Source organism: Sporosarcina pasadenensis, assembly GCF_047228845.1.
Taxonomy (GTDB): domain Bacteria; phylum Bacillota; class Bacilli; order Bacillales_A; family Planococcaceae; genus Sporosarcina.
The window spans coordinates 476,245-501,854 of the sequence record NZ_JBFEGM010000001.1 but is presented as its reverse complement, the minus strand read 5'-3'; the positions used below and the strand labels follow the sequence as shown (position 1 = coordinate 501,854).

Below are 25,610 nucleotides of genomic sequence, written 5' to 3'. Positions count from 1 at the left end.
GATCCGATATCAAAAGAAATCTGTGAATAGATGTTATACATAATAGAAGGTGAAAAAATGAAGACGATCAAAGAAATTTCCGAAATGCTGCAACATACTTTCAATCCCGAACCATGGATGAAACAACTCGAAGATGATCATCGTTCGGGCGTCAAAAAAGAATTGCAAAGATGGTATCGCAATTACGAGAAGAAACTGCAGCTGGAACAAATGCTGCAAGAGAAGATCGATTTTGACGCCAGCTACAAAACTTACAATGGGGCACTTGTCGCAGGTGTCGACGAAGCTGGCAGAGGGCCGTTGGCTGGCCCTGTCGTCTGTGCTGCCGTCATATTGCCTGAAGAGGCACCGCAACTGCTTGGACTTAATGATTCAAAGAAGCTATCTACTCAAGAAAGAGAGCGATTATCTACTATTATTAAAGAAATCGCAATTAGCTATTCAGTACATATACAATCGGCAGAAAGAATCGACCTACTAAACATCTATGCAGCGACACGTGAATCGATGGAAATTGCGGTACACACACTAGACTCTCGTCCGGACATCGTCTTGGCGGATGCCATGAAGCTTCAAGTCGGTTGTATGGCGGAGTCAATCATCAAAGGAGACGCTAAAAGTCTAGCAATAGCCGCAGCCTCCATCCTTGCCAAAACAACAAGGGATCGATTGATGGACGGGCTTCATGAAAAATTCCCGATGTACAATTTCAAGAAGAACGCCGGATACGGCACGGGGGAGCATGTGGAAGCGCTCCATCTGCATGGACCTTGCGAGCACCACAGAAAGACGTTTGAACCTGTTAAATCGATTTTGGAAAGAAGGTGATCCAAGATGAACTATCCATCAATTCCTCGCTTGAGCAACCAAGCCATATCTGTACCCCGACAGCCTTTGACATTGCGGGAAGGACAAATGTTCCATGGCCAAATCAAACAGCTTTTCCCGGGACAGATGGCTGAAGTGCAAATCGGGGAGCATAAATTGATGGCTAAACTGGAAGTGCCTATGAAAGCTGGCGACGCATACTATTTTCAAGTGAAAACGGTCAGCCCCGAGTTGCAAATTAAAGTTGTTTCAGGCCCTTTGCAGACAACAGACGGGCAATCGAAGCAAATTTCGAATTTGATGGAATCGATGCAACTTCCGAAGTCACCGGAGATGCAAAGTGTATTGAGCCATTTTATTAAACAAAGATTACCGGTCTCTAGAGAGATCCTGCTCAACGCAGTAGCTCTTTTGAAAACTGCTGAACCTTCCGTGCACAACGAAGCATTGAACTCGATTCAGAGATTAGTGGAATTGAAATTGCCCCTTACTGAAATCAACTTCAATTCGATTTTAGGAGTGGAGACGAAGGATGGGCTGCACGATGCTTTGAATTCATTAAGGGATGCGCTCATCAGGGATACTGGCATTCATGCGAAAATGAAAGAAGCAGTCCTAGCATCGTTGGGGGATGCAGGCAAGGTGACAGCATCTGCTGCGGAAAGGGCATTGTTGAGCGGTGCTATGTTAAAGTTGCTAGACGAAAACGCTCCCCGGGAGGAACGATTCCAAGTGTTGCAGCTACTGAGAAGCTCAGGGATCTTGCCGCAAAATGCAACACTTGCCAATTTACAGAAGGTACTTCATTCAGAAATGATTGGCAGTACGGCGGGTAACGTTCTCCAATCGGGAAGGCTAGATTCCCATGCAATCAGCTCATCCAGTCAGCTGCATGCGCCAGGTTCGACTCTATTGGAACTGTGGAAATCCGTCTTGAAAGCTGAACCTTCCGTAACTTCGAGTGAATTGGATATGAGGCTTGCACAGCTGAAAGAAATGGTCAAAAACAGCGCTGTCCTGCAACAGCCATTTAAGCTGCATCTGACCAGTCAATTAGAGGGGTTGGAAAGAATGCCCACTTCCGAAATAAGAAACTCTCCAGTCAGTGAACAGGTTAGTAAAATGATCATCCGTATGATTATGGAACAAAACCTATCCACACCATTTCGGACGGACGTTACAACCGGTTTTACAAAATCTTTGCATCCAGAAAACGTTGGCACCAAGCTTCCTGAGCTATTTCGGGCGATGGAGCAATCATCCTTGCCGGTCACAAAAGAGCTGGTTCAAGGCGCTCAAACAGCTGTCGAACAAGCGATTGACGGCAAAGTGATGAAAGATGCGATGCAAAGCCTATTCAAATCGCTTGGGTTCAATTATGAAGCCGAATTGATGCATAGAAACGTGGACATCGGAAGGACGATGGAAATGCTGAAACCTCATTTGGTCGCTCTGTTGCATGACAGCGCAGTTTCTCCGGCATTGCGTGATGCCGCTGAGGCAGTCGTCACCAGAATGAATGGCACACTCATACAATCCGGCGATGCTGGAATGAACCAACAAATTATCATGCAGTTGCCTGTTGAACTCCTCGGTAAACGGATTGACGCAACGATCCAATGGAACGGTAGGAAGAAGGCTGATGGAAAAATTGATGCGGATTTTGCAAGGATCCTATTTTATTTGGAGTTGGAGTCCATCAAAAAAACAGTCGTCGATATGCAAGTTCAAAATCGGGTCGTCACGGTAACTATATTCAATCAAGAAAATCAGTTGAGGGAGATTGGTAATATCTTGCAGGGTAAATTACGAAATGGACTTGAATCTGTTGATTATAAATTATCTGGAGTCACCTTTAAAAACTTTGAAGAAGAGGGAAAGAAGAAATCGAGAAAGCGGAATGAGATGAGGGCCGATTATGGTGGAGTTGACTTTCGGATATGACAGAGCAAAAACATACACGTAAATAAGCAATCGCGTTGTCCTATGATCCGAATGCCGGGGATGCTCCGAAAGTTGTCGCAAAAGGAAAAGGGGAAATTGCGGAAAATATCTTGGCTAAGGCGAAAGAACATGATGTTCCGATACAGGAGGATCCGACATTGGTCGAATTGTTGGGGCAGCTCAATGTGGATGAAACCATTCCGGAACAATTATACCAAGCCGTGGCTGAAGTGTTTGCATATATCTATCACGTGGACCGGGAGCACAGTTCACGTAAGAATAATAGGGGAAAATGACGAAAACTATCAAAAAATATCAAAAAATGCTTATATGGCAATATCAATTGTGGACATTATTTGACATCTTTACTACAATGGATGAGGCAGTAAATTATGAGCTACAAGTTCGATTGGAGGATGTAAGATGAATATCCATGAATATCAAGGGAAGCAGCTACTCAGAGATTATGGTGTTGCTGTTTCAAACGGTCGGGTAGCTTTCTCTCCCGATGAAGCTGTAAAAGCAGCAAAAGAACTCGGTACTGACGTGATCGTCGTCAAAGCGCAAATCCATGCAGGCGGGCGTGGTAAAGCAGGCGGTGTTAAAATCGCTAAAAATCTTGACGAGGTGCGCGAGTATGCAAAAGAGCTTCTTGGCAAAACCCTTGTAACCCATCAAACAGGCCCTGAAGGAAAAGAAGTGAAACGACTTCTCGTCGAAGAAGGATCCGATATTAAAAAAGAATATTATTTAGGTCTTGTCGTCGACCGCGCAACAGATCGTGTAACTCTTATGGGGTCTGAAGAAGGCGGAATGGACATCGAGGAAGTCGCTGAGGAGACACCGGAAAAGATCTTCAAAGAAGTTGTTGATCCGATTGTCGGCCTGACAGGCTTCCAAGCACGCCGTATGGCATTCAATATGAACATCCCTACACATCTTGTGAATAAAGCTGCGAAATTCATGCTAGGACTCTATCAAGTATTTGTAGAAAAAGACGCATCAATCGTTGAAATCAATCCACTTGTCATTACAGGAGATGACGATGTATTGGCATTGGATGCGAAATTCAACTTCGATGACAATGCATTATATCGACATAAAGATATCGTCGAATTACGCGATTTCGACGAAGAGGATCCAAAGGAAATCGAAGCTTCCAAATATGACCTTAGCTACATATCCCTTGATGGCAACATCGGCTGCATGGTAAACGGTGCAGGTCTTGCGATGGCTACGATGGATACAATCAATTACTACGGCGGATCACCGGCTAACTTCCTTGACGTTGGGGGCGGTGCTACAGCTGAAAAAGTTACAGAAGCATTCAAAATAATCCTTTCTGACGAACAAGTCAAAGGAATCTTTGTCAATATTTTCGGTGGCATCATGAAATGTGACGTAATCGCAGAAGGTGTCATTGCTGCCGCGAAAGAAGTAGGCCTTGAAGTGCCGCTCGTTGTACGTTTGGAAGGTACGAACGTAGACAGAGGTAAAGCGCTATTGAATGAATCAGGTTTAAACATCATCGCTGCTGACACAATGGCAGACGGTGCACAAAAGATTGTTGAACTCGTAGGCTAAGAAAGGCAGGGACAAACGATGGCAATTTATATTAACAAAGATACAAAAGTGATTGTACAAGGTATTACAGGCTCAACTGCACTTTTCCATACGAAGCAGATGCTTGAGTATGGTACAAAAATCGTCGGCGGTGTAACACCGGGCAAAGGCGGAACAGAAGTTGAAGGAGTACCTGTTTTCAATACGGTTGAAGAGGCTGTAAAAGCTACAGGTGCTAACGTTTCCGTCATCTACGTTCCGGCTCCGTTTGCAGCAGATGCAATTTTGGAAGCTGTCGATGCTGAATTGGATATGGCAATCTGCATTACAGAACATATTCCTGTTCTTGACATGGTGAAAGTGAAACGCTATATGGAAGGCAAGAAAACACGCCTAGTCGGACCTAACTGCCCGGGCGTTATCACATCCGATGAGTGTAAAATCGGCATCATGCCTGGATACATCCATACAAAAGGCCATGTAGGCGTCGTATCACGTTCAGGAACATTAACGTATGAAGCTGTTCATCAGCTCTCTCAAGCAGGCATCGGCCAAACGACAGCTGTCGGAATTGGCGGAGACCCTGTAAATGGGACAGACTTTATCGACGTACTAAAAGAATTCAACGAAGATCCTGAAACATACGCGGTAGTCATGATCGGTGAAATCGGCGGTACGGCAGAAGAAGAAGCTGCTGAATGGGTGAAAGCGAACATGACAAAACCTGTTGTCGGCTTCATCGGCGGTCAAACTGCACCTCCAGGAAAACGTATGGGCCATGCTGGCGCAATCATTTCTGGCGGTAAAGGTACAGCTGCTGAAAAAATCAAGGCGATGAACGCTGCAGGAATCGAAGTAGCTGACACGCCATCGGTTATCGGTGAAACGCTTATCAAAGTCCTCAAGGATAAAGGGCTTTACGAAAAATGTAAAACTCATTAATGAACAGTACGGCATGCAGTGTACACTGCATGCTGTTCTTTTCATACTTTTGAATTGAAGGAGGAATGACGTGAAACTTACAGAAGTCGACAGAAGGCTACTAGCCTTGCACTATGTATATCCCGTCCCATTTAACAAAATGGCAGAACTATTGAAGATGGACCCCGATCTTCGCAATCTGTTCAATTTTGGCACAGATAATCTAGGAAGACTGCTGCAAATCCCCAAACAAAAAGCAGCTCGACTGAATGAACAGCTTCAACAGCATGAACAAACCCCTTTTACTCTTCTTTATCATCGTGAGAACATCATCCCTATACCTATTACGAACCTGGCTTACCCAAAGCCTTTGAAATGGCTTGTAGACCCTCCAACCGTCCTTTATGTGAAAGGTGATCCAACGATTTTAAATGCATCTTTAAAAATTGCAATTATCGGCTCCCGAAAAGCGACCGACTATTCAAAGAGAGCGCTTTCATTCATCGTTCCGCCTCTTGTTGATCGTGGAGCGGTGATCGTATCCGGCCTTGCGAAAGGGGCGGACACAATGGCGCACGAATCGGCCATCCATTTTGGCGGAAAAACGATAGCTGTCCTTGGACATGGGTTATTCCATTTATATCCGTACGAAAATAGAGGCCTCGCGGAAAAACTGGCCGAACATCATTTATTGCTGACGGAATATCCTCCTTATATGCGGCCTGCCAGATGGACTTTTCCGATGAGGAACAGGATTATCAGTGGCTTATCGGAGTCTGTCATCATAACAGAATCGGAAGAAAAGAGTGGGACGATGAGTACGGTCGATCATGCGCTCGAGCATGGGAAGGCTATTTATGCAGTTCCTGGCCCGATCACCTCGTCTTTATCGCTTGGGCCGAATAAATTGATTGAACAAGGTGCAAAACCTATCTGGAACGGCTTTCAGGCGCTTGAAAACACCTCATTCCTATAGAGGGGAAAACATCCCTTTTATTGAAAAGGTTGATTTTAAATGAAATCTGTTATACATTTTGCAACAGATATTCTTTTACATCCGGATACACCGGATCTGGAATGGGCTAGAATAATAAGAGCATGCCCAACAGATAAGTAAAAAGGGAACCTCTATGAGGAGGAACATGAAAAATGGCAGATTACTTAGTAATTGTTGAGTCGCCCGCCAAGGCGAAAACAATTGAGCGTTATTTAGGGAAAAAGTATAAGGTCCGTGCATCCATCGGACATTTAAGAGATTTACCGCGCAGTCAGATGGGCGTGGACACAGAAAATAATTATGAACCGAAATACATCACGATACGCGGAAAAGGTCCTATTCTACAAGAGTTGAAAAAAGATGCGAAAAAAGCGAAGAAAATCTTTCTCGCGGCTGACCCCGACAGGGAAGGGGAAGCAATTGCATGGCATTTGGCACATCAATTGGGTGTCGACATCAATTCGGATTGCCGGGTCGTTTTCAATGAAATCACGAAGGATGCCATAAAGGAATCATTCAAAAGCCCAAGGCCGATCGATATGAATCGGGTGGATGCCCAACAGGCAAGAAGGATATTGGATAGACTCGTAGGCTATAATATTAGCCCGATCCTTTGGAAGAAAGTGAAGAAGGGATTGTCCGCCGGGCGAGTGCAATCTGTCGCTTTGCGATTGATCATCGACCGGGAGAATGAAATAAAGGCATTCATACCGGAAGAGTATTGGAGCATTGTCGGACGGTTCAGCAAAGATGGAAAAACATTCGAGGCTTCTTTCTATGGTGATGCATCAAAGAAATTGAAGCTGGAAAATAAACAGCAAGTCGATGAAGTCCTATCCAAGATGTCTGGCGATGAATTTGAAATCGTTAATGTCGTCAAAAAGGAAAGGAGAAGGAATCCTGCTCCTCCATTTACAACATCTTCTTTGCAACAGGAAGCGGCTCGGAAATTGAATTTCCGTGCTCGGAAAACGATGATGCTTGCCCAACAGCTTTACGAAGGGATCAATATCGGTAAAGAGGGCATTGTCGGTCTCATAACGTATATGAGAACGGATTCCACGCGGATTTCAGAAAGTGCCAAGGAAGAATCGTTCTCCTTTATTGAAAAGATGTATGGCAAGGAGTTCATCACCACGTCCAAGGCCAAAGCAAAGGCGAAGGAATCGGCTAATACGCAAGACGCGCATGAAGCAGTAAGACCGACGTCCGTTATGAGGCCGCCTGAAGCGATGAAAGCGTTTTTAACACGTGATCAGCTCAGACTATATAAATTAATATGGGAACGATTTGTTGCAAGTCAGATGGCTCCTGCAGTGCTTGATACAGTCACAGCGGATCTTATGAATGGTGAGATCAAATTCAGGGCAACCGGTTCAGAAGTTAAATTTCCAGGCTTCATGAAAGTCTACATCGAAGGTGAAGATGATCAGGAAGAGGAAAAGGACCGCATTCTGCCGCCGCTTGAAAAAGGAGAGCACGTGAAAGGGAGCGATATTGATCCAAAGCAACACTTCACGCAACCGCCTCCAAGATATTCGGAAGCAAGACTTGTCAAGACGCTAGAAGAGCTTGGGATCGGACGACCGTCAACATATGCGCCTACTCTCGATACGATTCAAAAAAGAGGGTACGTCACGTTGGACGCCAAACGGTTCGTTCCGACAGAACTAGGAGAAATCGTCCATCAAGCGGTGAACCAGTACTTCCCTGACATCATCAACATCGAATTCACTGCCGAAATGGAGAAGAATCTTGACAATGTCGAAGAAGGGGAAATCCGATGGGTCCAAGTCATCGATGAATTTTATAAAGATTTTGAGAAACACGTAAAAGTCGCTGACGAAGAGATGGAGAAAATTGAGATCAAGGACGAGCCAGCAGGCGAAGACTGTGAGAAATGTGGTTCTCCAATGGTATTTAAGATGGGCCGTTATGGAAAATTCATGGCTTGCTCGAATTTCCCGGATTGCCGAAATACAAAAGCGATCATCAAGCCGATCGGAGTCACTTGCCCGTCTTGTAAAGAAGGGCAGGTCGTCGAGAGGAAGAGCAAAACGAAAAGGATTTTCTATGGCTGTGACAGATATCCCGAGTGTGAATATGTATCTTGGGATAAACCGATAGCAAGACCTTGCCCGAAATGTCAAAACACATTAGTCGAAAAAAGGCTGAAAAAAGGTGTGCAAATTCAATGTACGGAATGTGACTACAAAGAAGATGCACAAGAATAAGAAGATGGAAAAGAGGTTGGCTGAATGACACCAATCGTAAACGTCATCGGAGCGGGACTTGCCGGAAGTGAGGCAGCTTGGCAAATCGCCTCCCGCGGCGTTCAAGTCCGTTTATATGAAATGAGGCCCGTGAAACAGACACCGGCCCATCATACTGATAAGTTTGCGGAACTCGTCTGCAGCAACTCATTGAGAGCGAACAACTTGACGAATGCGGTGGGAGTTATTAAGGAAGAAATGCGCAGGCTCGACTCCCTCATCATTAGCGCCGCTGACGCATGCGCTGTCCCAGCTGGGGGAGCGCTAGCAGTCGATCGCCACGAATTTGCAGGGAATGTGACAGACAAGATCAGAAACCATCCGTTAATAGAAGTCGTCAATGAAGAAGTGACAGACTTGGAGGGGATGATGGAAGGAATTACTGTCATTGCAACCGGACCGTTGACATCACCTGCATTGGCAGAGCGAATCCGAAAATTAACAGGCGAGGAATATCTATATTTCTACGATGCTGCAGCTCCAATTGTGGAGAAGGACTCCATCGATATGGATAAAGTATATTTGAAGTCTAGATACGATAAAGGCGAGGCTGCCTATTTGAACTGCCCGATGAATGAAGAGGAATTTAAACGATTCCACGAAGCACTGATCAATGCAGAAGTGGCTCCCTTGAAGGAATTTGAGAAGGAAGTTTATTTCGAAGCGTGCATGCCGGTTGAAGTGATGGCCCGCCGAGGAGAGAAAACTCTCTTATTCGGTCCGATGAAACCGGTTGGATTGGAAGATCCGAAAACAGGCAAACGTCCGAAAGCGGTCGTCCAATTGCGACAAGATGATGCTGCAGGTACGTTATATAACATTGTCGGATTCCAGACGCATATGAAATGGGGAGCACAAAAAGAGGTGCTTCGATTAATACCCGGTCTTGAAAATGTTGAAATCGTCAGATATGGGGTCATGCACCGGAATACATTCATCAACTCACCGCGCGTCCTGAACTCAACATATCAACTTAGAGAGAACAGTAATATCTTTTTTGCAGGTCAAATGACTGGTGTCGAAGGATATGTAGAATCGGCCGGCTCCGGTTTGATTGCCGGAATTAATGCTGCAAACTTGGCCCTGGGCAAAGAGACGATCCGATTTCCCGAAGAGACAGCATTAGGAAGTATGGCTAGATATATTACTGAAGCCGACTCCAAAAACTTCCAACCGATGAATATCAACTTTGGACTGTTCCCTGATTTAGGCGAGCGGATCAAGTCCAAAGTCGAACGGGCAGAGAAACATGCTGAGCGTGCATTCAAGGCGTTAGAGCAATTTCAATCGGTAGTACAAGTATAAAGTGCAAGCTGCACATGACGGATGAAATCCGCATCGTGCAGCTTTTTAACGCCTTTGGAATGTCACCTTAAACGGAAATCAAAAGGCACATTACCTAAAAATTGAACATTATGTGTCCGAAAATACAGCAGAGGTCAGACAACTTAAGGCGATTCTGTTGCCGTAACAATATATATTACGTTATAGTGAATCGTGGATGACTTTCGAATTTCCGAATTAGTCCTCCTATTCGATTAATGAGTGACGATAATATGCGGATTAAAAAAAGAAAAAATAACCACTATTCAAACATGTTCCAATCTTGCTATAATTGACAAAGTGATTCATATGGGGGTGAAGCACTTGCAACGTATTGATCCAAATGCTGTTCTAGACGAATACATATCCTATATACGCCTGGAAAAGAACTATTCATCCCGGACAGTTTCGGAATACAGCAATGATATTCACGAGTTCTTCTCCTTTTTATCCCAAGAAGGGATTGCTGATCTAAATGATGTCGAATATCCTGAAGCACGATTGTATATAACAAGACTGTATGACAAAGAATTAGCAAGGAAAACAATCTCAAGGAAGATTTCATCGATTCGATCTTTTTACAAGTTTGGCAATGCTCGATTCGGGATAAATGATAATGCATTCCGATTATTGCATCATCCAAAGAAGGAAGAGCGGCTTCCGGCTTTTTTTTATGAAAAGGAATTGGAGTCACTTTTTGAAACTTGCGTTGGTGAAGATCCGAAATCATTGCGTAATCAAGCTCTTCTAGAATTGCTTTACGCCACCGGAATCCGGGTAAGTGAGCTGATATCCATTGAATTGGGCGATGTCGATAATTCCTTAGGCATCGTCAAAGTGATGGGAAAAGGCAGAAAAGAGCGCTACGTTCCGTTCGGAAGTTTCGCCCAGGACGCACTTGAATCTTATTTGGAGAAGAGTCGTCCTATTCTAATGAAGAAGAAAAGTCATCAATCACTGTTTGTCAATTTACGTGGTGATCCGATTACGGACAGGGGTGTCCGTCATGTGCTGAATGCGATGATGGAGGAAGCAGCCATCCATGGAAAGATTTATCCGCACATGATTCGTCATTCCTTTGCGACGCATCTGTTGTCAAACGGCGCAGATATAAGAACTGTACAAGAATTACTTGGCCATAGTCATTTATCTTCGACACAGGTGTATACGCATATCACGAAAGAGCATTTACGGAAGACGTATATGAAAACACATCCGCGGGCTTAGGAGGATGAACTGATGGAATTTCATTCTACAACTATTTTCGCCATCCGGCACAATGGGGTTTGTGCGATGTCGGGTGACGGACAAGTGACAATGGGAGAATCGGTTGTCATGAAACATACCGCTAAAAAAGTAAGAAGGCTTTTTGGCGGTAAAATAATCGCTGGATTTGCGGGGTCGGTAGCCGATGCATTTACCCTTTTTGAGTTGTTTGAGGGCAAGCTCGGTGAATTCAATGGCAATCTGGAACGTGCTGCTGTGGAGTTGGCGAAAGAGTGGCGAGGCGACCGGATATTAAGGAAGTTGGAAGCGATGCTACTTGTTGCTGACAAAGATAGGCTTCTGCTCGTTTCGGGAACCGGCGAAGTGATTGAACCGGATGACGGGGTGCTAGCAATCGGATCAGGTGGGAACTATGCACTAGCAGCAGGACGTGCACTGAAAAAATATAGCGGCGATTCACTTACCGCCGAGCAGATTGCCAAGGCTGCGCTTGAGACAGCCGCTGACTTATGTGTCTACACAAATGACCGGATAATTGTGGAGGTACTCGAATGAATAAAAAACAGGAATTGACCCCCCGCGAGTTAACCGCTTACTTGGATCGATATATCGTAGGACAGAATGCTGCGAAGAGGGCAGTTGCCGTAGCTATTCGGAATAGGTATAGAAGAAGCCTTTTGGCAGATGATGAAAAGAGGGAGATCATCCCTAAAAACATCTTAATGATCGGACCGACAGGCGTCGGAAAGACCGAAATTGCAAGAAGGATTGCAAGGCTCGTCAATGCCCCTTTCGTCAAAGTGGAAGCGACAAAGTTTACAGAAGTCGGATATGTAGGCAGAGACGTCGAATCGATGGTGAGGGACCTGACTGAAGCGGCGGTCCGCATTGTTCGCGAGGAAATGCGCGAATCTGTCAAAGGCCAAGCGGAAAAGCTTGCTGAGGAGCGGCTCGTTGAATTGCTCGTTCCTGAAAAAAAGCGCAAAGTCAATATGCAGAATCCTTTTGAAATGCTTTTTGGACAAAAGGCTGATGAGGATGATAAAAATCCTGATGAGGCGGATGACATACGCCAAAAACGGTCTGAAATCGCCCGTCGTCTAGCAGCTGGGGAATTGGAGGATCAACCAATTACGGTTGAAGTCTCATCTCAACAGCCGTCCATGTTTGACGCATTGCAAGGTTCGGGAATGGAACAAATGGGTGCAAGCATGCAGGATGCATTATCCTCTTTGATGCCGAAAAAGATGACGAAACGCAAAATGAAGGTGAAGGACGCAAGAAAGGTCCTTCAAGCCGAGGAAGCGGATAAACTGATCGATCATGATGAAATTTCAAGAAGGTCGGTTGAGCTGACGGAGCAGTCCGGAATCATCTTCATTGATGAAATGGATAAAATAGCGAGTCGGGGCAATAGTGGCGGATCTTCTGCGGATGTTTCACGGGAAGGTGTTCAAAGAGACATACTGCCTATCGTGGAAGGTTCAACGGTGACGACTAAATATGGTCCTGTGAAGACGGATTTCATCCTATTCATAGCGGCTGGCGCTTTCCATATGTCAAAGCCTTCGGATATCATCCCAGAGCTGCAAGGCCGTTTCCCGATCCGGGTTGAACTTGAAAAGCTTACGAAGGACGACTTCGTCCGGATCTTGAAAGAACCCGACTTTTCGTTGATCAAGCAATACGAAAAACTGTTGGCAACGGAAAATGTCGAAATTGAGTTTTCGGATGAAGCAATCGACAGAGTTGCGGAAATTGCATTCGATGTGAATGATAATACCGAGAACATCGGCGCAAGACGGTTACATACGATTCTGGAGAAATTGCTTGAAGAGTTATCGTATGAGGCTGCGGAAATTGGACCGTCATCGATTAAGATTACTGTGGCATATGTCGATGATAAGTTGAAAAATATCGTAAAAAACAAAGATTTGTCACATTTTATCTTATAATGAACACGTATTAGTTTATTTAACGATTGAAAAGCTTTAGAATATTCTCAAATACAAAAGGAACTATTAGGAGGAAGTAATTATGTCTTTATTATCAAAAACAAGAAAAATTAATGCAATGTTGCAAGAAACAGCAGGAAAGCCGGTAAACTTCAAGGAAATGGCTGAAAAATTAAGCTCGGTCATCGAATGTAACGCATTCATCGTCAGCAGAAAAGGGAAATTGCTTGGCCTTGAAATTCACCAACAAATTGAAAATGAGCGTTTGAAGAAAATGTTCGAAGACCGTAAATTCCCTGAAGAGTACACAAAAAAACTTTTTGAAGTGAATGAAACGTCTTCAAATATTGATGTGTATAGCGACTACTCTGTGTTCCCTGAAGAAGAGCGCGAATTATTCAAAGACGGTTTGACGACTGTTGTTCCGATCGTTGGTGGCGGTGAGCGACTTGGAACGCTTGTCCTTGCTCGTCTAAAAGAACAGTTCACAGAGGATGATCTTATCCTTGCTGAGTATGGTGCTACTGTAGTTGGTATGGAAATCCTGCGTGAAAAAGCTGAGGAAATCGAAGTGGAAGCACGTAGCAAAGCTGTCGTTCAAATGGCTATCAATTCATTGTCCTACAGTGAACACGAAGCGATTGAACACATCTTCAAAGAGCTTGATGGCAATGAAGGGTTACTTGTTGCTTCCAAAATTGCTGACCGTGTAGGAATTACACGCTCCGTTATCGTCAATGCTTTGCGTAAACTAGAAAGTGCCGGTGTTATCGAATCCCGTTCACTTGGTATGAAAGGCACATACATTAAAGTATTGAACAGCAAATTCCTTGAGGAACTTGAAAACCAAAAGAATTAATCACTCATAACACTTCGGCTGAAAAATCTGCCGAAGTGTTATTTTTATGGGAAGGAATGAGTAAGTCGTCTACAGATGAATAATACCAAATTGCTATGATGTGAGATTAGTCCTAAGAACTATAAACAAGCGGTTTGTACGGATGTAAAAGGGTTGTTTTGTACTAATTCTATTTGGATTAATATGATGGACAAAGTTCGCTAAAATCCGATACAATAAGATATGTGTTTTAATTGAAAGTTTTATAGAAATGCAATCTATCATATAAAAATAATATAAAACAAGAGGTGAAATAGATTAATGAACATTTATGAATCAACGATTTCACTGCTTGAGCGAGGTTTGGATTTTTCCTCAACAAAAGGAAAAGTTATTTCGCAAAATATAGCAAATGTCGACACGCCGAATTACAAGTCGAAACATGTTAGTTTTAAGCAAATGATGCATGAAGCTCAGAGCAAGCCGATCAATGCCTATCGGACAAATAAACTGCATTTTGATTTTGCTTCCCGGGTTTCAAAACCGGGTATAGCCAATTATACCAATTTCAAATATAGGCAAGATGGCAATGGTGTAGACATGGATAAAGAGCAGGCAGATCTTGCTGCGAACCAGATTTACTATAACGCATTGGTCGACCGTCTCAACAGTAAATTCAACTCACTTCAAAATGTCATTAAAGGAGGACGGTAATCATGTCGATTTTTCATAGTCTTAATACTTCCGCATCGGCACTGACTGCACAACGACTTAGGATGGACGTCATTTCCTCAAATATGGCGAATATCGAAACGACCCGAGGGAGAATGGTGGATGGCGAATGGGAGCCGTATCGTCGTAAGACTGTGAGTTTTCAACCGATGGAAGGTCGGTTCTCTTCGATGCTGCAAGCGGCGATGGGAAGCCAGGACAGGGGGGGCGCTGGCTATGGGGTGACAGTTTCCCGTATACAGGAAGATGTAGAAACTCCATTCAAGCTAGTTTTCGACCCAACTCATCCAGATGCGAATGAGGAAGGATATGTCCAAATGCCGAACGTAGACCCATTGAGGGAAATGATCGACCTCATGTCTGCGACTAGGTCATATGAAGCAAATGTCACAGTATTGAATGCCAACAAAGCGATGCTAATGAAGGCTCTTGAAATAGGGAAATGATGAACGGGAAGGGAAGAGATGACTGATGCCGATACAATCTATACAAGGTGCAGGAAATGCAACCGGATTGATGAAGATAGGCCAGGGTATTCAGCCGACGCCATACGAGTCGCAGAAAAGTTTCGGAACATTTTTGAAAGATGCCATTCAGGAAGTGAACGTCAAACAGATAGAATCGGATAAAATGACGCAGAAACTCATTTTAGGTGAAGATGTTGATTTGCATAATGTTATGATCACCGCACAAAAAGCTTCAATTGCTTTGAATGCGACGATGGAAGTGCGGAATAAAGTCATCGAAGCCTATCAAGAAATAATAAGAATGCCAGTTTAATAATTATATTTACTAATGTTGTTACTATGTAAGCAGACCGGGGGATCAGAATGAAAGAAAGATTGACGAAAATTGGAACTGACTTGAAGCAGTTCTGGTCGAGTCGCACAAAACGACAAAAAACAACATATATCGGGTCCGCGGCTGCTGTCATTATTTTTGCTGCATTTTTGACATACTTCTTGTCAAGGACAGAGTTTGTCCCCCTCTACAGTGATGTTTCGCGCGCAGAAATAGGACGCATAAAGGAAGAGTTGGATGCGCAAGGCATTCCAAGCCAAATTGCGCCCGGGGGCACATCCATCCTCGTTCCAAAAGAGCGTGTTGATGATCTTCTTGTTACTCTCGCCGCGGAAGGATACCCGAATACGGGAACGATCGATTATTCGTTCTTCTCTCAAAACGCCGGCTTCGGCACGACGGATAATGAATTCAATATGATCAAGCTTGCTTCGATGCAAACTGAATTGGCAAATTTGATCAAAGGGATCCAAGGAGTTCAGGATGCAAACGTAATGCTCACATTGCCTACGCAAAGTGTCTTTTTAAATGAAACAGTCCAAAGTGCAAGTGCCGCTATTATGTTGAAGACGGAACCTGGACATCAGTTTACGGAATCGCAAATTACCGCCTTATATAATTTAGTATCAAAAAGTTTACCGAATTTATCTACAGACGATATCGTAATCATGAACCAGTATTCTGAATACTTCGATTTGAAGTCATCCAGCCAATCTATCGGTACCAACATAATCGACCAAATGGATTTGAAGAAGACGATTGAACGTGATTTGCAGAGGAAAGTGCAGATGATGCTCGGTACGATGGTCGGTCAGGACAAAGTGATCGTCTCTGTTACGACCGATATCGACTTTAAGCAGGAAAACAGGCAAGAGAATCTTGTCGACCGCGTGGATGAGGACTTGGACAGCCTAGCAATAAGCGTTCAAAGGATTACGGAATCATTTTCCGGCAACGGCGCTCTCGCAGGAGGCGTGCCAGAAGGGGAAGACCCGACCGATAACCGTACAAACTTCGTTGAAGGCAACAACGCAAACGGGGATTATGAACGTTTGGAAGAAACGATCAATAATGAAGTGAATAGAATTCGCAAAGATATCGTAGAGAGTCCTTACAAAATTCGTGATATCGGTATTCAAGTAATGATAGAGCCGTCCGATGGGGCGGACGTGGAAAATGATATCCGAAATATTCTTGGGACTATTATTAGGACTTCGATTGATAAAAGCTATGTGCCAACAGACGTTACAGATGAATATTGGGAAAGCAAAATTGCAATTTCCACGCAAGTCTTTAATGGGAAAATGGCGACAGTACCTCAAACGGTTCCAATTATGATCCCTTGGTGGCTTTATGCAGTTGGAGCAGCTGTAGTAGTTGTCATTGCAATCCTGATCATTGCATACTTCCGTAAACGCAGACAGGAGCGGGAGATGGAGGAAGCGATGATTATCGAAGAGCAGCGAGAAGCACTGCATGTGGATGATATTAATATGGAACATGAAACAGAAGCGACCCTTCGCAAAAAGCAACTTGAAAAGATGGCGAAGGACAAACCTGAGGAATTCGCCAAGTTACTGAGAACGTGGATAGCCGAGGATTGACGGAGGGATGAACAGTGGTAAAGAAAGATAAAGGAATGACAGGCAAGCAAAAAGCGGCACTCCTGCTCATATCGCTCGGTCCAGAAGTTTCGGCAGCTGTCTATAAGCATTTGACTGAAGAGGAGATCGAACGTTTAACACTTGAAATTTCCGGTGTGAAGAAAGTCGACTCCTCCGTCAAGGAAGAGATCATTGAGGAATTTCATAATATTGCACTTGCTCAAGATTATATCTCCCAAGGCGGAATCGGTTATGCCAAAACAGTATTGGAAAAAGCGTTAGGGAAAGAACATGCTCAAGCAATCATTAATCGGCTGACAACTTCTTTGCAAGTGAGACCATTCGACTTTGCAAGAAGGGCAGAACCGAGTCAAATACTGAATTTCATCCAAAATGAGCATCCTCAGACAATCGCTCTCATCTTGTCCTATCTTGAAGCGGAGCAGGCAGGGATGATCCTTTCATCGCTGCCGCAGGAAATGCAGGCGGATATAGCAAAAAGAATTGCAACGATGGATTCCACCTCTCCTGAAGTCATCAGCGAAATCGAGGCTGTATTAGAAAGGAAGCTATCTTCGACGGTCACCCAGGATTTCACCGAGACGGGCGGAGTCGACGCAGTTGTACAAGTGTTGAACGGCGTCGACAGAGCTACCGAAAAGACGATTTTGGATGCGCTTGAAATCCAAGATCCGGAGCTCGCAGAGGAAATCAGGAAAAGGATGTTCGTTTTCGAGGATATCGTCACATTGGACAATCGTTCCATTCAGCGGATTGTGCGTGAGTGTGAAAACGAGGACCTCATATTGTCGATGAAAGTGTCCAGTGAAGAAGTGAGGGAAATCCTCTTTAAAAACATGTCCCAACGAATGGCCGAATCCTTCCAAGAAGAAATGGAAGTTATGGGGCCTGTAAGGTTGCGGGATGTTGAAGAGGCGCAGGCACGAATCGTTTCCATAATCCGAAGATTGGAAGATTCAGGTGAGATCATCATAGCCCGTGGTGGAGGGGATGACATCATTGTCTAATATTTTTCGTTCTTCCCGTACGATTTCCGAGGACGGGAGTGTTAAGGAAATCACAATCAGGAATTTGAATATGCCGAAGGTTGACGGAATAGAGGAAGGAATCTCAAAAGAGGCTCTTTATCTGGAACGCGACAGGATGTTGAAAGATGCACGACGGCAGATTGAGATTGAAAAGGCTGATGCGGAACGTATGAGACAAATGGCTCAAGAAGATATTGCCGCCATGCAAGCCGCCTGGGAGCAGGAGAAGAAAGCATTGCAGCAACAAGCTTATGAAGAAGGCTTCCAAGTTGGATACGAAGAAGGACGGAATAAGTCGATATCCGATATGAGCGAATCTGTAAAAGTCGCAAATGAAGTCATTCTTCATTCAAAGGAAAACGCTTTGAGATATTTGGAAGCGCAGGAAAGAATCATATTGGAAATCGCGATGAAAACGGCTGAACGGATTCTCGCAAAGACGCTTGAAGAAGATGAGGAAGCATTCCTTTCAATCGTAAAGAGGGGATTGAAGGAAGCGAGAGAAATGAAAGAGATCAAACTATACGTTTCTGTTTCCCAATTCGAACTCGTTTCATCGAATCGTGCCGAACTCGCATCCATTTTTCCGCCTGATGTCCCTTTCCTTATCTTTGCAAATGATGATTTCAACGAGGACGATTGTATTATCGAAACGAACCAAGGCAGGATAGTTGTCAGTGTGGATGAACAGTTGAACGAACTCAAAGAGCAGCTCGTTGAAATGTTGGAAAGTGGTGACTGACGATGAAGAAAGCAAAAGAACTACTAGGTGTCATACCTACAATGAATTCCTTTCCAAAATTCGGACGTGTCGTCCGGGTTGTCGGCCTCATGATTGAATCTCAAGGGCCGGAAAGTTCAGTCGGGGATGTATGCCAAATCCATCTAAACAACGGCAGTAAACGGGACTCGGTCATCTTGGCGGAAGTCGTCGGATTTAGGGAAGAAATCGTTATCCTAATGCCTTACTCGAATATTACGGACATTTCGAGCGGTTGTCTTGTCGAATGTACTGGAAAGCCTCTTGAAGTGAAGGTCGGGATGAACCTGATTGGTAAAGTGCTTGACTCGATGGGGAATCCAATTGATGGCAGCCCGCTTCCGAAAGGGTTATCGACAGTAAGGACAGAGCAGGATCCCCCAAATGTCATGACGAGATTGCCGATCAGCGAGAAGTTGGCCGTCGGCGTCAAAGCGATCGATGGGATGTTGACGGTCGGTAATGGCCAGAGGGTCGGGATTTTCGCCGGTTCCGGTGTTGGGAAAAGTACATTGCTCGGGATGATTGCAAGAAATACGACAGCCGATTTGAACGTCATCGGGTTAATTGGAGAACGGGGCCGCGAAGTCCGTGAATTCATAGAACGGGATTTAGGACCTGAAGGCTTGAGCAAAACGATCGTTGTTGCAGCTACATCCGATCAGCCGGCACTCATGAGGATTAAAGGGGCGTTCACAGCTACCGCGATAGCGGAATATTTCCGTGATAAAGGGATGAACGTCATGCTTATGATGGATTCCGTCACACGGGTCGCGATGGCGCAAAGGGAAATCGGCCTTGCAGTTGGCGAACCTCCTGCTACCCGAGGTTATACTCCATCGGTATTCTCGATTTTACCGAAACTGCTTGAACGGACCGGGACGAATGATGTCGGTGCGATTACAGCGTTTTACACAGTTCTTGTAGATGGTGACGACATGAACGAACCGATTGCGGATGCGGTCCGAGGAATACTCGATGGTCATATCGTCTTGGACAGGACTCTCGCCAACAAAGGGCAATACCCAGCGATAAACGTCTTGAAAAGCGTGAGCAGGCTTATGAATCACATAGCCGGTCCGGAACATGTGAAGGCGGCTGAAAAGCTTCGCGAATTGTATTACACATATGACAAGTCGGAAGATCTCATCAATATCGGGGCATATAAGCGGGGAACGTCGAGGGAAATCGACGAAGCGATCGAATACGAACCGCATATTACCAACTTTTTAAAGCAGAGCTATAAAGAGAATGTGAGGATGGAAGAATCAATCGAAGAATTGGTATCACTTGCTCCAGGAGGAGGTAAATGATGAAACCTTACGAATACCGATTTGAAAAAGTGCTCACATACCGGGAACAGGAGAAGACTGAGACCGAAATAGAATTCAAGAAAGCGGTCGATTCTTTCGAAACAATCGCAACTGAACTGTATGAGCTCTTAAGGCGGAAGGAAGACGTCATTGCCGAACATCAGGAAAAGATGAAAAAAGGCTTCTCGATTAATGAAATCCATCACTACGCTCGATTTATCGATAGTCTCGATAAAAGGATAGAAGTACTGCAACAGGAAGTCATTAAAGCCCGCTCCAAAATGAACTGGTTCGAGGAGAAATTGCTTGAGAAAACGATTGAAGTGAAAAAGTTTGAAAAGATGAAGGAAAAAGATAAAGAACATTATCGTACTGAAATGGAACAGGCGGAAGCAAGTTTGTTGGATGAATTATCAACATTGAAGTTCCATAGAAGAGAAACAGGGTGGTAACTTGGCGAGGAATTCAAAACTGCATGCCGACGAGAAAATCGTCGAAAGGAAGAAAGGCACACGCCTCTTCCAGGAAGTGTTGCTTTGGACGCTCATTCCATTGCTCTTCACAACGATGGTGCTATTGATCATTGCGTATGTCGCCGACGTAAACGTCTTTGACAAAGCGAAGGAATGGTCCAAGTCCCTTCCATTCGCTGATCAGAAGCAAGCCGATGACGAAATTGGAGATGACTTGATCATCGAAGAAAGAGTCGTCGAATTGCAAGCGGAAATCCAGGAGAAGGAAGCGCAACTATTCAAACTTCGGGAAAATCTTGCGAACTCAGAAGATGAAAAAAGGGCACTTGTTGACGAGCAGAGAAGCCTATTAGCACAAATAGAGACATTAAAGATGGAGAAAGAAGACTATAAACGCGACATGAAAGAAATTATTTCAACGTTCGAAAAAATGTCTGCAAAATCCGCAGCGCCGGTCATTACAAAAATGAGCGATGCGGAGGCGATTGAGATACTTACCAAGCTAAAACCTGAAATTCTCGCACCGATATTAGAAAAGATGTCGCCTGAGGACGCTGCAAAGTATACGAGTCTTATGACAAAATAGGCGGTAGTAAAGGTGACACATTGAGGGGAGGTGAATAATAGAGTGAACATCGGAGCATTGCAAACAATGGTTGGCATGAATAAAATATCAGCTAGCAATCCGCAAAAAGGCGGCCCGGGAACTTCGAAATTCGGCGCAGTGTTCGCCGGTATTTCAACGCGGGATGTAGAACCGAAGCATACGGTTGACGGAGAACTCCCAATCGAATCGATCATAAATGTTTTCAATGCGTCAACCATGGAAGAGTTGGAGAAAGCGATACAAGCGATTCCAGGTAGCGGCAATATCGAGTTGTCAACTAATGTCGAAGCATTGGGGAACAAAGGAAACCTGGAGGATTTTGCAAAGCTGTTGTCGATCAATCCGGAAGAAATTCTCGAACGGCTTAAACAATTGTTAGAGAAAGCCGGTATGACAAAAGCTGAAACAGATGAATTGACCATTGCTTCTGATATGTGGTCATTATTGAACATAATCGACGAAGCGGGAATCCGATTTTTTGATCATCTAAATGAAGCTCTTCAAAATCCGGCTTCAAGGAATGAAGCTACCCAACTCCTATCGGTTTTAAAAGCGGTAGACTTGCTTACGTCAAAAGTTGACATGGTCATTTCAATGGAGCAGAAGGCCGACAGTTTCCGCAATATGCTTACAAGTGCTGCTGGACAATTCGAGCAGCGAATACTGGCGATAGGAAAACAGGAGCAGCTGCCATTCATCCAACAAAAAACGGAATTCAGAATCATTCTTGAAACGAATTCTGGAACTTCAACGAATGCTGAAAGCTCAGGGCAGAAACAGTCCGATACAACAGCGCATTTGAGTTCAGCGCACCTAGCTGCTACAACAGTTAGAGGCGAAGTGCCAGTACAACAGGCCGAATCGAATCCAACGAATCGAAGCGAGTCTTTATTGAAGGAAATGCAAGCACTCATGAAGAGGGCTAATTTTGGCCAAGTAGGCGGGTCCAATCGGATGCTCATCAAGCTATATCCCGAACATCTTGGCCAAATCCGTATAGAACTGCTTGAAACGAACGGAATCATGACAGCGAGAATCCTTGCATCGACGGCATTTGCAAAAGGACTGCTTGACAGCCAGTTGCATCAACTGAAACATGCATTCAATCAACAGAACTTACAAGTCGACCGCATTGACGTTGCACAGACACTGCAAGAATCGCACAGAAACGAACGTGAACAATCTTTTAATGAACAGTTCCAACGTGAGCAACAGTCAGAAGATAACAAGCAAAACAAATCAACTGATGAAGAACAATCATTCGAGGAATATATGATTGAACTGGAGGTGTAGTGAATGGTAGAGGGACAAAAACCGATTACCGAATCGATGTTTCTACTTAATAAACAGCGAGATCAACGGAAAACAGGGCCGGATACGATGGGCAAAGACGCTTTCATGAAAATCCTTATTGCACAGCTGCAAAACCAGGATCCGACGAACCCAATGAAAGACAACGAATTCATCGCGCAGATGGCACAGTTTTCGTCATTGGAACAAACGATGAACTTGGCAAGTGCATTCGAAAAGTTCGCCGAGGCACAAAACCAATCCCAATTGATTCAATACAACCAATTCGTCGGAAAGAATGTCCGCTGGCATGAATTGAGCGATAAGAAAGACGAAGCGGGAAAGCCGATTGTCAATGAAGGGACAGGCGTCATCCAATCAGCGAAATTCGTGAACGGATCTGTCGTCTTTACAATGGCAGACGGGAAGGAGCTGACGCCCGGCAATATTTCAGAAGTGCTATCAGGTTCAGGAAATACAAATAGTTTAGTAGAAGCCAGCCTGTTGATTGGTAAAACAGTCGGATATATGGATGGAGAAGAGGAAAAGTCAGGAACTGTCATATCTGTTTCAAATAAAGAAGGGAAACTTCAATATATTTTGGACGACGGCAGTAGACTCGACGGAAACTCATTCACTTCCATTAGCCAATAAGAAAAGAGGAGCGAGTGTATGAATAAGTTGAACATCCACCACGTTCCATCGCAGCCACTCATCCGTCATGGACAAACATTGAAAACTCCGCCCAAGCCGAAACAGTCTTTTATTGAACAGCTGAACAAGGCAATACAGCCACAAGAACTCAAAATCAGCAAACATGCAAATGACAGGCTGAAGGAGCGGAACATTCATATTTCAGAAACTGAATGGGCTCACATCACAGACAAGGTGAATGAAGCAAAAGTGAAGGGTATCAAAGAATCGCTTGTACTGATGGATCAAGCAGCACTGATCATCAGCGCAAAAAATTCCACCGTCATTACAGCGATGGATCGCAAGGAAGCAAAAGATCAATTATTCACAAACATCGACGGCACAATTGTGCTCAGCTAACAACGGCAGGACCTCAGAAAGAGGATGCCGACGTACTGCCGACTGACAGAGGCGGTACACTTCATAATCCGAGAGGGGAAAAATAAACATGTTACGATCAATGTACTCAGGAATCTCAGGTCTCCGAAACTTCCAAACTAAATTGGATGTTATCGGGAACAATATATCGAATGTTAATACTTATGGGTTTAAGAAGGGTAGAGTTATATTTAAAGACTTGATCTCGCAGACAGTGGCGGGTGCTTCAGCTGGAAGTGCTACACGTGGAGGTGTCAATCCGAAACAAGTTGGGCTTGGTTCTCAAGTTGCGGCAATTGACACTATGCATACTGGTGGTTCAACGCAGTTTACAGGAAATACACTTGATTTAGCGGTTGCTGGCGATGGATTTTTTATAGTATCTGATGGTACCGCAACTAGCTTTACGAACCCAACCTACACACGCGCAGGGAATTTTTATATGGATAATGATGGCTATTTGGTCAATGCAGATGGAAAATACCTATATGGTTTTGCTGCTGATAAGGGAGCGACTGACGCAGGTACGACTTTTCCAAAAGCAGATGGTTTTCCAGCGATAGTCTCAAAAGCTGATGGAACAAAACCTACAGTACCTACAGGCGCAGCAGAACAACCTATTCGTATTCCAACAGATGCTCAAAGTATGTCAGTTTCTCAAAATGGAACGGTCACATTCGTAGACTCGGCAGGAGAATTGAAATACGCAGGACAGTTAGTGATGGGGAAATTCTCAAACCCAGGGGGAATGAATAAAGTGGGAGGGAATTACTTCCAAGAATCCGCTAACTCTGGTACAGTGTTTTATTCCACAGCTACTGAGCAAGGTATGGGAAAAGTGGAATCTGGCTTTCTAGAAATGTCCAACGTTGACCTTGCCGAGGAATTCACTGAAATGATCGTTGCGCAACGTGGTTTCCAAGCAAACACACGTATTATCACAACATCCGATGAAATTCTTCAAGAACTTGTCAATTTGAAACGATAAGTATATGAGCCTATTGAATAACTATTACTTCTTTAATTAATAGATCTTTATTTTAGTAGCTGTAGTTGCTTGAAGTGCAAGCGCGAGACTCCTGCGGGAATAGCATGAGCCTTGAGACCCCGCAGGTAGCGAAGCAGACGAGGAGGCTCAAGCCATGCCCGCGGAAAGCGAGTGCTGAAACGAAAAGCAACGGACTAAGTTATAAGTTAGAATCCTGTTATGCGCTTCAAGAAGCATTTATGCTTCATTACAGACATTTATGAGCTTTTAAAAAGTATTATGCGCATTTAGAGCCAGTTATGCGTAATTCAACGAGTTTATGCGCAAGTAAAGAACTTTATGCGTTATTAGCAAAGGAGGGTCGGGCCGGCCCTGTGCCCGGCCCCTTACATATGATCAAAGTTACACGCCTCAACGGCAAAGCGTTCATGTTGAACGCTCTATACATAGAAACGATCGAATCGTTTCCCGATACGACCATCACATTGACGACCGGCACCAAATACGTCGTCCTGGACCCAATCGACGAAGTCAATCAACGCATCATTGATTTTTATCAATCGGTCCAAGTACTATCGAATCCGCATATCCGGGGTGAAGAAGATGAAAAATAAAGCATTGACAATCGCATTAATCATTGTAGTAACCTTGACACTAGTCGGGATAATCGGCCTGATCCTCACCCTCCAATTAAAAGGGGATTCCGCGAATACAGAGCCGACGATTGATGAAATCCTTGAAGCGTCCGTCGACGTGCCGGAAATCATGACGAATTTATCTGGTCGTCAATTTATCCGCATTTCATTGAAAATCCAAACGACAAATAAGAAAGCCGCTGCAGAACTAGCGAAACGGGATTTCCAAGTTCAAAACATCGTCATCCAGGAGCTATCCGAGATGACCTCAAAAGACTTTGAAGGAAAAGCAGGGAAGCAGGCATTCGAAGATTCCATCAAATCACAATTGAATCCACTCATGCAAGAGGGTGAGATTGAAAAAGTGTACATCGTTTCTTATATTATCCAATAATAAAATGATGGACATATACTATGC

Annotated in this window: 27 protein-coding genes; all 27 read left to right on the top strand. The window is 44.3% G+C overall.

Features of this window, described 5'->3' with window-relative positions; genetic code table 11:
- Positions 1 to 57 precede the first annotated feature (57 nt).
- The 27 genes from rnhB (at position 58) to fliL (ending at position 25,586) form a co-directional block, all read left to right on the top strand.
- The gene (rnhB, locus tag AB1K89_RS02550) at positions 58 to 828 is read left to right on the top strand and encodes a ribonuclease HII (RefSeq protein WP_413053218.1); all 771 of its coding nucleotides are present in this window, start codon (positions 58 to 60) and stop codon (positions 826 to 828) included.
- Positions 829 to 834: 6 nt separating this feature from the next.
- Positions 835 to 2,772, top strand: a complete 1,938-nt coding sequence (locus AB1K89_RS02545; RefSeq protein WP_413053217.1) for a hypothetical protein — start codon at positions 835 to 837, stop codon at positions 2,770 to 2,772.
- A gap of 29 nt (positions 2,773 to 2,801) precedes the next feature.
- Entirely contained in the window at positions 2,802 to 3,068 is a 267-nt protein-coding gene (locus AB1K89_RS02540) for an EscU/YscU/HrcU family type III secretion system export apparatus switch protein (RefSeq protein WP_413053443.1), read from the top strand.
- A 127-nt stretch (positions 3,069 to 3,195) separates the two neighbouring features.
- A complete protein-coding gene (gene sucC, locus AB1K89_RS02535; protein WP_252503620.1) occupies positions 3,196 to 4,356 on the top strand; it encodes an ADP-forming succinate--CoA ligase subunit beta in 1,161 nt (386 codons plus the stop codon).
- 18 nt (positions 4,357 to 4,374) lie between these two features.
- The gene (gene sucD, locus AB1K89_RS02530; RefSeq protein WP_413053216.1) at positions 4,375 to 5,277 is read left to right on the top strand and encodes a succinate--CoA ligase subunit alpha; all 903 of its coding nucleotides are present in this window, start codon (positions 4,375 to 4,377) and stop codon (positions 5,275 to 5,277) included.
- A gap of 70 nt (positions 5,278 to 5,347) precedes the next feature.
- Positions 5,348 to 6,232, top strand: coding sequence for a DNA-processing protein DprA (dprA, locus tag AB1K89_RS02525; RefSeq protein WP_413053215.1), 885 nt, complete (start codon positions 5,348 to 5,350; stop codon positions 6,230 to 6,232).
- Between the two features lie 173 nt (positions 6,233 to 6,405).
- Positions 6,406 to 8,487: a type I DNA topoisomerase gene (gene topA, locus AB1K89_RS02520; protein WP_413053214.1), complete on the top strand. Its 2,082-nt coding sequence runs from the start codon at positions 6,406 to 6,408 to the stop codon at positions 8,485 to 8,487.
- 24 nt (positions 8,488 to 8,511) lie between these two features.
- Complete coding sequence (gene trmFO / locus AB1K89_RS02515; protein ID WP_413053213.1) at positions 8,512 to 9,831, top strand: FADH(2)-oxidizing methylenetetrahydrofolate--tRNA-(uracil(54)-C(5))-methyltransferase TrmFO; 1,320 nt, start codon at positions 8,512 to 8,514, stop codon at positions 9,829 to 9,831.
- Positions 9,832 to 10,182: 351 nt separating this feature from the next.
- Positions 10,183 to 11,076, top strand: a complete 894-nt coding sequence (gene xerC / locus AB1K89_RS02510; RefSeq protein WP_413053442.1) for a tyrosine recombinase XerC — start codon at positions 10,183 to 10,185, stop codon at positions 11,074 to 11,076.
- A 9-nt stretch (positions 11,077 to 11,085) separates the two neighbouring features.
- Complete coding sequence (gene hslV, locus AB1K89_RS02505) at positions 11,086 to 11,631, top strand: ATP-dependent protease subunit HslV (protein ID WP_413053441.1); 546 nt, start codon at positions 11,086 to 11,088, stop codon at positions 11,629 to 11,631.
- On the top strand, positions 11,628 to 13,031 hold the full coding sequence (gene hslU, locus AB1K89_RS02500; RefSeq protein WP_413053212.1) for an ATP-dependent protease ATPase subunit HslU: 1,404 nt from the start codon (positions 11,628 to 11,630) through the stop codon (positions 13,029 to 13,031). Before hslV ends, hslU begins: the two co-directional genes overlap by 4 nt.
- 82 nt (positions 13,032 to 13,113) lie before the next feature.
- Positions 13,114 to 13,890: a GTP-sensing pleiotropic transcriptional regulator CodY gene (gene codY, locus AB1K89_RS02495; protein ID WP_413053211.1), complete on the top strand. Its 777-nt coding sequence runs from the start codon at positions 13,114 to 13,116 to the stop codon at positions 13,888 to 13,890.
- A 300-nt stretch (positions 13,891 to 14,190) separates the two neighbouring features.
- A complete protein-coding gene (gene flgB / locus AB1K89_RS02490; protein WP_413053210.1) occupies positions 14,191 to 14,583 on the top strand; it encodes a flagellar basal body rod protein FlgB in 393 nt (130 codons plus the stop codon).
- Positions 14,584 to 14,585: 2 nt separating this feature from the next.
- Complete coding sequence (gene flgC, locus AB1K89_RS02485) at positions 14,586 to 15,047, top strand: flagellar basal body rod protein FlgC (protein WP_413053209.1); 462 nt, start codon at positions 14,586 to 14,588, stop codon at positions 15,045 to 15,047.
- A gap of 70 nt (positions 15,048 to 15,117) precedes the next feature.
- On the top strand, positions 15,118 to 15,381 hold the full coding sequence (gene fliE / locus AB1K89_RS02480) for a flagellar hook-basal body complex protein FliE (protein ID WP_413053440.1): 264 nt from the start codon (positions 15,118 to 15,120) through the stop codon (positions 15,379 to 15,381).
- Positions 15,382 to 15,431: 50 nt separating this feature from the next.
- Positions 15,432 to 17,006, top strand: coding sequence for a flagellar basal-body MS-ring/collar protein FliF (gene fliF, locus AB1K89_RS02475; protein ID WP_413053208.1), 1,575 nt, complete (start codon positions 15,432 to 15,434; stop codon positions 17,004 to 17,006).
- Positions 17,007 to 17,020: 14 nt separating this feature from the next.
- Positions 17,021 to 18,034 (top strand): flagellar motor switch protein FliG, encoded by a 1,014-nt coding sequence (gene fliG / locus AB1K89_RS02470; RefSeq protein ID WP_413053207.1) that lies wholly within the window; start codon positions 17,021 to 17,023, stop codon positions 18,032 to 18,034.
- Positions 18,018 to 18,797 carry a flagellar assembly protein FliH gene (gene fliH / locus AB1K89_RS02465; RefSeq protein WP_413053206.1) on the top strand — a complete coding sequence of 260 codons (780 nt, stop codon included), beginning with the start codon at positions 18,018 to 18,020 and terminating at the stop codon, positions 18,795 to 18,797. The genes fliG and fliH overlap by 17 nt, the downstream gene beginning before the upstream one ends.
- Positions 18,798 to 18,799: 2 nt before the next feature.
- Entirely contained in the window at positions 18,800 to 20,128 is a 1,329-nt protein-coding gene (gene fliI / locus AB1K89_RS02460) for a flagellar protein export ATPase FliI (RefSeq protein ID WP_413053205.1), read from the top strand.
- Positions 20,125 to 20,580, top strand: coding sequence for a flagellar export protein FliJ (gene fliJ, locus AB1K89_RS02455; protein ID WP_413053204.1), 456 nt, complete (start codon positions 20,125 to 20,127; stop codon positions 20,578 to 20,580). Before fliI ends, fliJ begins: the two co-directional genes overlap by 4 nt.
- A gap of 1 nt (position 20,581) precedes the next feature.
- Positions 20,582 to 21,187: a MotE family protein gene (locus AB1K89_RS02450; protein WP_413053203.1), complete on the top strand. Its 606-nt coding sequence runs from the start codon at positions 20,582 to 20,584 to the stop codon at positions 21,185 to 21,187.
- Positions 21,188 to 21,229: 42 nt separating this feature from the next.
- The gene (locus AB1K89_RS02445) at positions 21,230 to 22,501 is read left to right on the top strand and encodes a flagellar hook-length control protein FliK (protein WP_413053202.1); all 1,272 of its coding nucleotides are present in this window, start codon (positions 21,230 to 21,232) and stop codon (positions 22,499 to 22,501) included.
- A gap of 3 nt (positions 22,502 to 22,504) precedes the next feature.
- The gene (gene flgD, locus AB1K89_RS02440) at positions 22,505 to 23,152 is read left to right on the top strand and encodes a flagellar hook assembly protein FlgD (protein ID WP_413053201.1); all 648 of its coding nucleotides are present in this window, start codon (positions 22,505 to 22,507) and stop codon (positions 23,150 to 23,152) included.
- Positions 23,153 to 23,170: 18 nt separating this feature from the next.
- Positions 23,171 to 23,551: a TIGR02530 family flagellar biosynthesis protein gene (locus AB1K89_RS02435; protein ID WP_413053200.1), complete on the top strand. Its 381-nt coding sequence runs from the start codon at positions 23,171 to 23,173 to the stop codon at positions 23,549 to 23,551.
- A gap of 88 nt (positions 23,552 to 23,639) precedes the next feature.
- Positions 23,640 to 24,557 (top strand): flagellar basal body rod protein FlgG, encoded by a 918-nt coding sequence (gene flgG, locus AB1K89_RS02430; protein ID WP_413053199.1) that lies wholly within the window; start codon positions 23,640 to 23,642, stop codon positions 24,555 to 24,557.
- A gap of 392 nt (positions 24,558 to 24,949) precedes the next feature.
- Positions 24,950 to 25,171: a flagellar FlbD family protein gene (locus AB1K89_RS02425; RefSeq protein WP_413053198.1), complete on the top strand. Its 222-nt coding sequence runs from the start codon at positions 24,950 to 24,952 to the stop codon at positions 25,169 to 25,171.
- On the top strand, positions 25,161 to 25,586 hold the full coding sequence (fliL, locus tag AB1K89_RS02420) for a flagellar basal body-associated protein FliL (RefSeq protein WP_413053197.1): 426 nt from the start codon (positions 25,161 to 25,163) through the stop codon (positions 25,584 to 25,586). The genes AB1K89_RS02425 and fliL overlap by 11 nt, the downstream gene beginning before the upstream one ends.
- The last annotated feature ends 24 nt before the right edge of the window (positions 25,587 to 25,610 follow it).

Coding starts and splice junctions, on each gene's coding strand:
- rnhB (WP_413053218.1), top strand. CDS start 58: ATGAAGACGATCAAAGAAATTTCCGAAATGCTGCAACATACTTTCAAT.
- AB1K89_RS02545 (WP_413053217.1), top strand. CDS start 835: ATGAACTATCCATCAATTCCTCGCTTGAGCAACCAAGCCATATCTGTA.
- sucC (WP_252503620.1), top strand. CDS start 3,196: ATGAATATCCATGAATATCAAGGGAAGCAGCTACTCAGAGATTATGGT.
- sucD (WP_413053216.1), top strand. CDS start 4,375: ATGGCAATTTATATTAACAAAGATACAAAAGTGATTGTACAAGGTATT.
- topA (WP_413053214.1), top strand. CDS start 6,406: ATGGCAGATTACTTAGTAATTGTTGAGTCGCCCGCCAAGGCGAAAACA.
- trmFO (WP_413053213.1), top strand. CDS start 8,512: ATGACACCAATCGTAAACGTCATCGGAGCGGGACTTGCCGGAAGTGAG.
- hslU (WP_413053212.1), top strand. CDS start 11,628: ATGAATAAAAAACAGGAATTGACCCCCCGCGAGTTAACCGCTTACTTG.
- codY (WP_413053211.1), top strand. CDS start 13,114: ATGTCTTTATTATCAAAAACAAGAAAAATTAATGCAATGTTGCAAGAA.
- flgB (WP_413053210.1), top strand. CDS start 14,191: ATGAACATTTATGAATCAACGATTTCACTGCTTGAGCGAGGTTTGGAT.
- flgC (WP_413053209.1), top strand. CDS start 14,586: ATGTCGATTTTTCATAGTCTTAATACTTCCGCATCGGCACTGACTGCA.
- fliE (WP_413053440.1), top strand. CDS start 15,118: ATGAAGATAGGCCAGGGTATTCAGCCGACGCCATACGAGTCGCAGAAA.
- fliF (WP_413053208.1), top strand. CDS start 15,432: ATGAAAGAAAGATTGACGAAAATTGGAACTGACTTGAAGCAGTTCTGG.
- fliH (WP_413053206.1), top strand. CDS start 18,018: ATGACATCATTGTCTAATATTTTTCGTTCTTCCCGTACGATTTCCGAG.
- fliI (WP_413053205.1), top strand. CDS start 18,800: ATGAAGAAAGCAAAAGAACTACTAGGTGTCATACCTACAATGAATTCC.
- fliJ (WP_413053204.1), top strand. CDS start 20,125: ATGATGAAACCTTACGAATACCGATTTGAAAAAGTGCTCACATACCGG.
- flgD (WP_413053201.1), top strand. CDS start 22,505: ATGGTAGAGGGACAAAAACCGATTACCGAATCGATGTTTCTACTTAAT.
- AB1K89_RS02435 (WP_413053200.1), top strand. CDS start 23,171: ATGAATAAGTTGAACATCCACCACGTTCCATCGCAGCCACTCATCCGT.
- flgG (WP_413053199.1), top strand. CDS start 23,640: ATGTTACGATCAATGTACTCAGGAATCTCAGGTCTCCGAAACTTCCAA.
- AB1K89_RS02425 (WP_413053198.1), top strand. CDS start 24,950: ATGATCAAAGTTACACGCCTCAACGGCAAAGCGTTCATGTTGAACGCT.
- fliL (WP_413053197.1), top strand. CDS start 25,161: ATGAAAAATAAAGCATTGACAATCGCATTAATCATTGTAGTAACCTTG.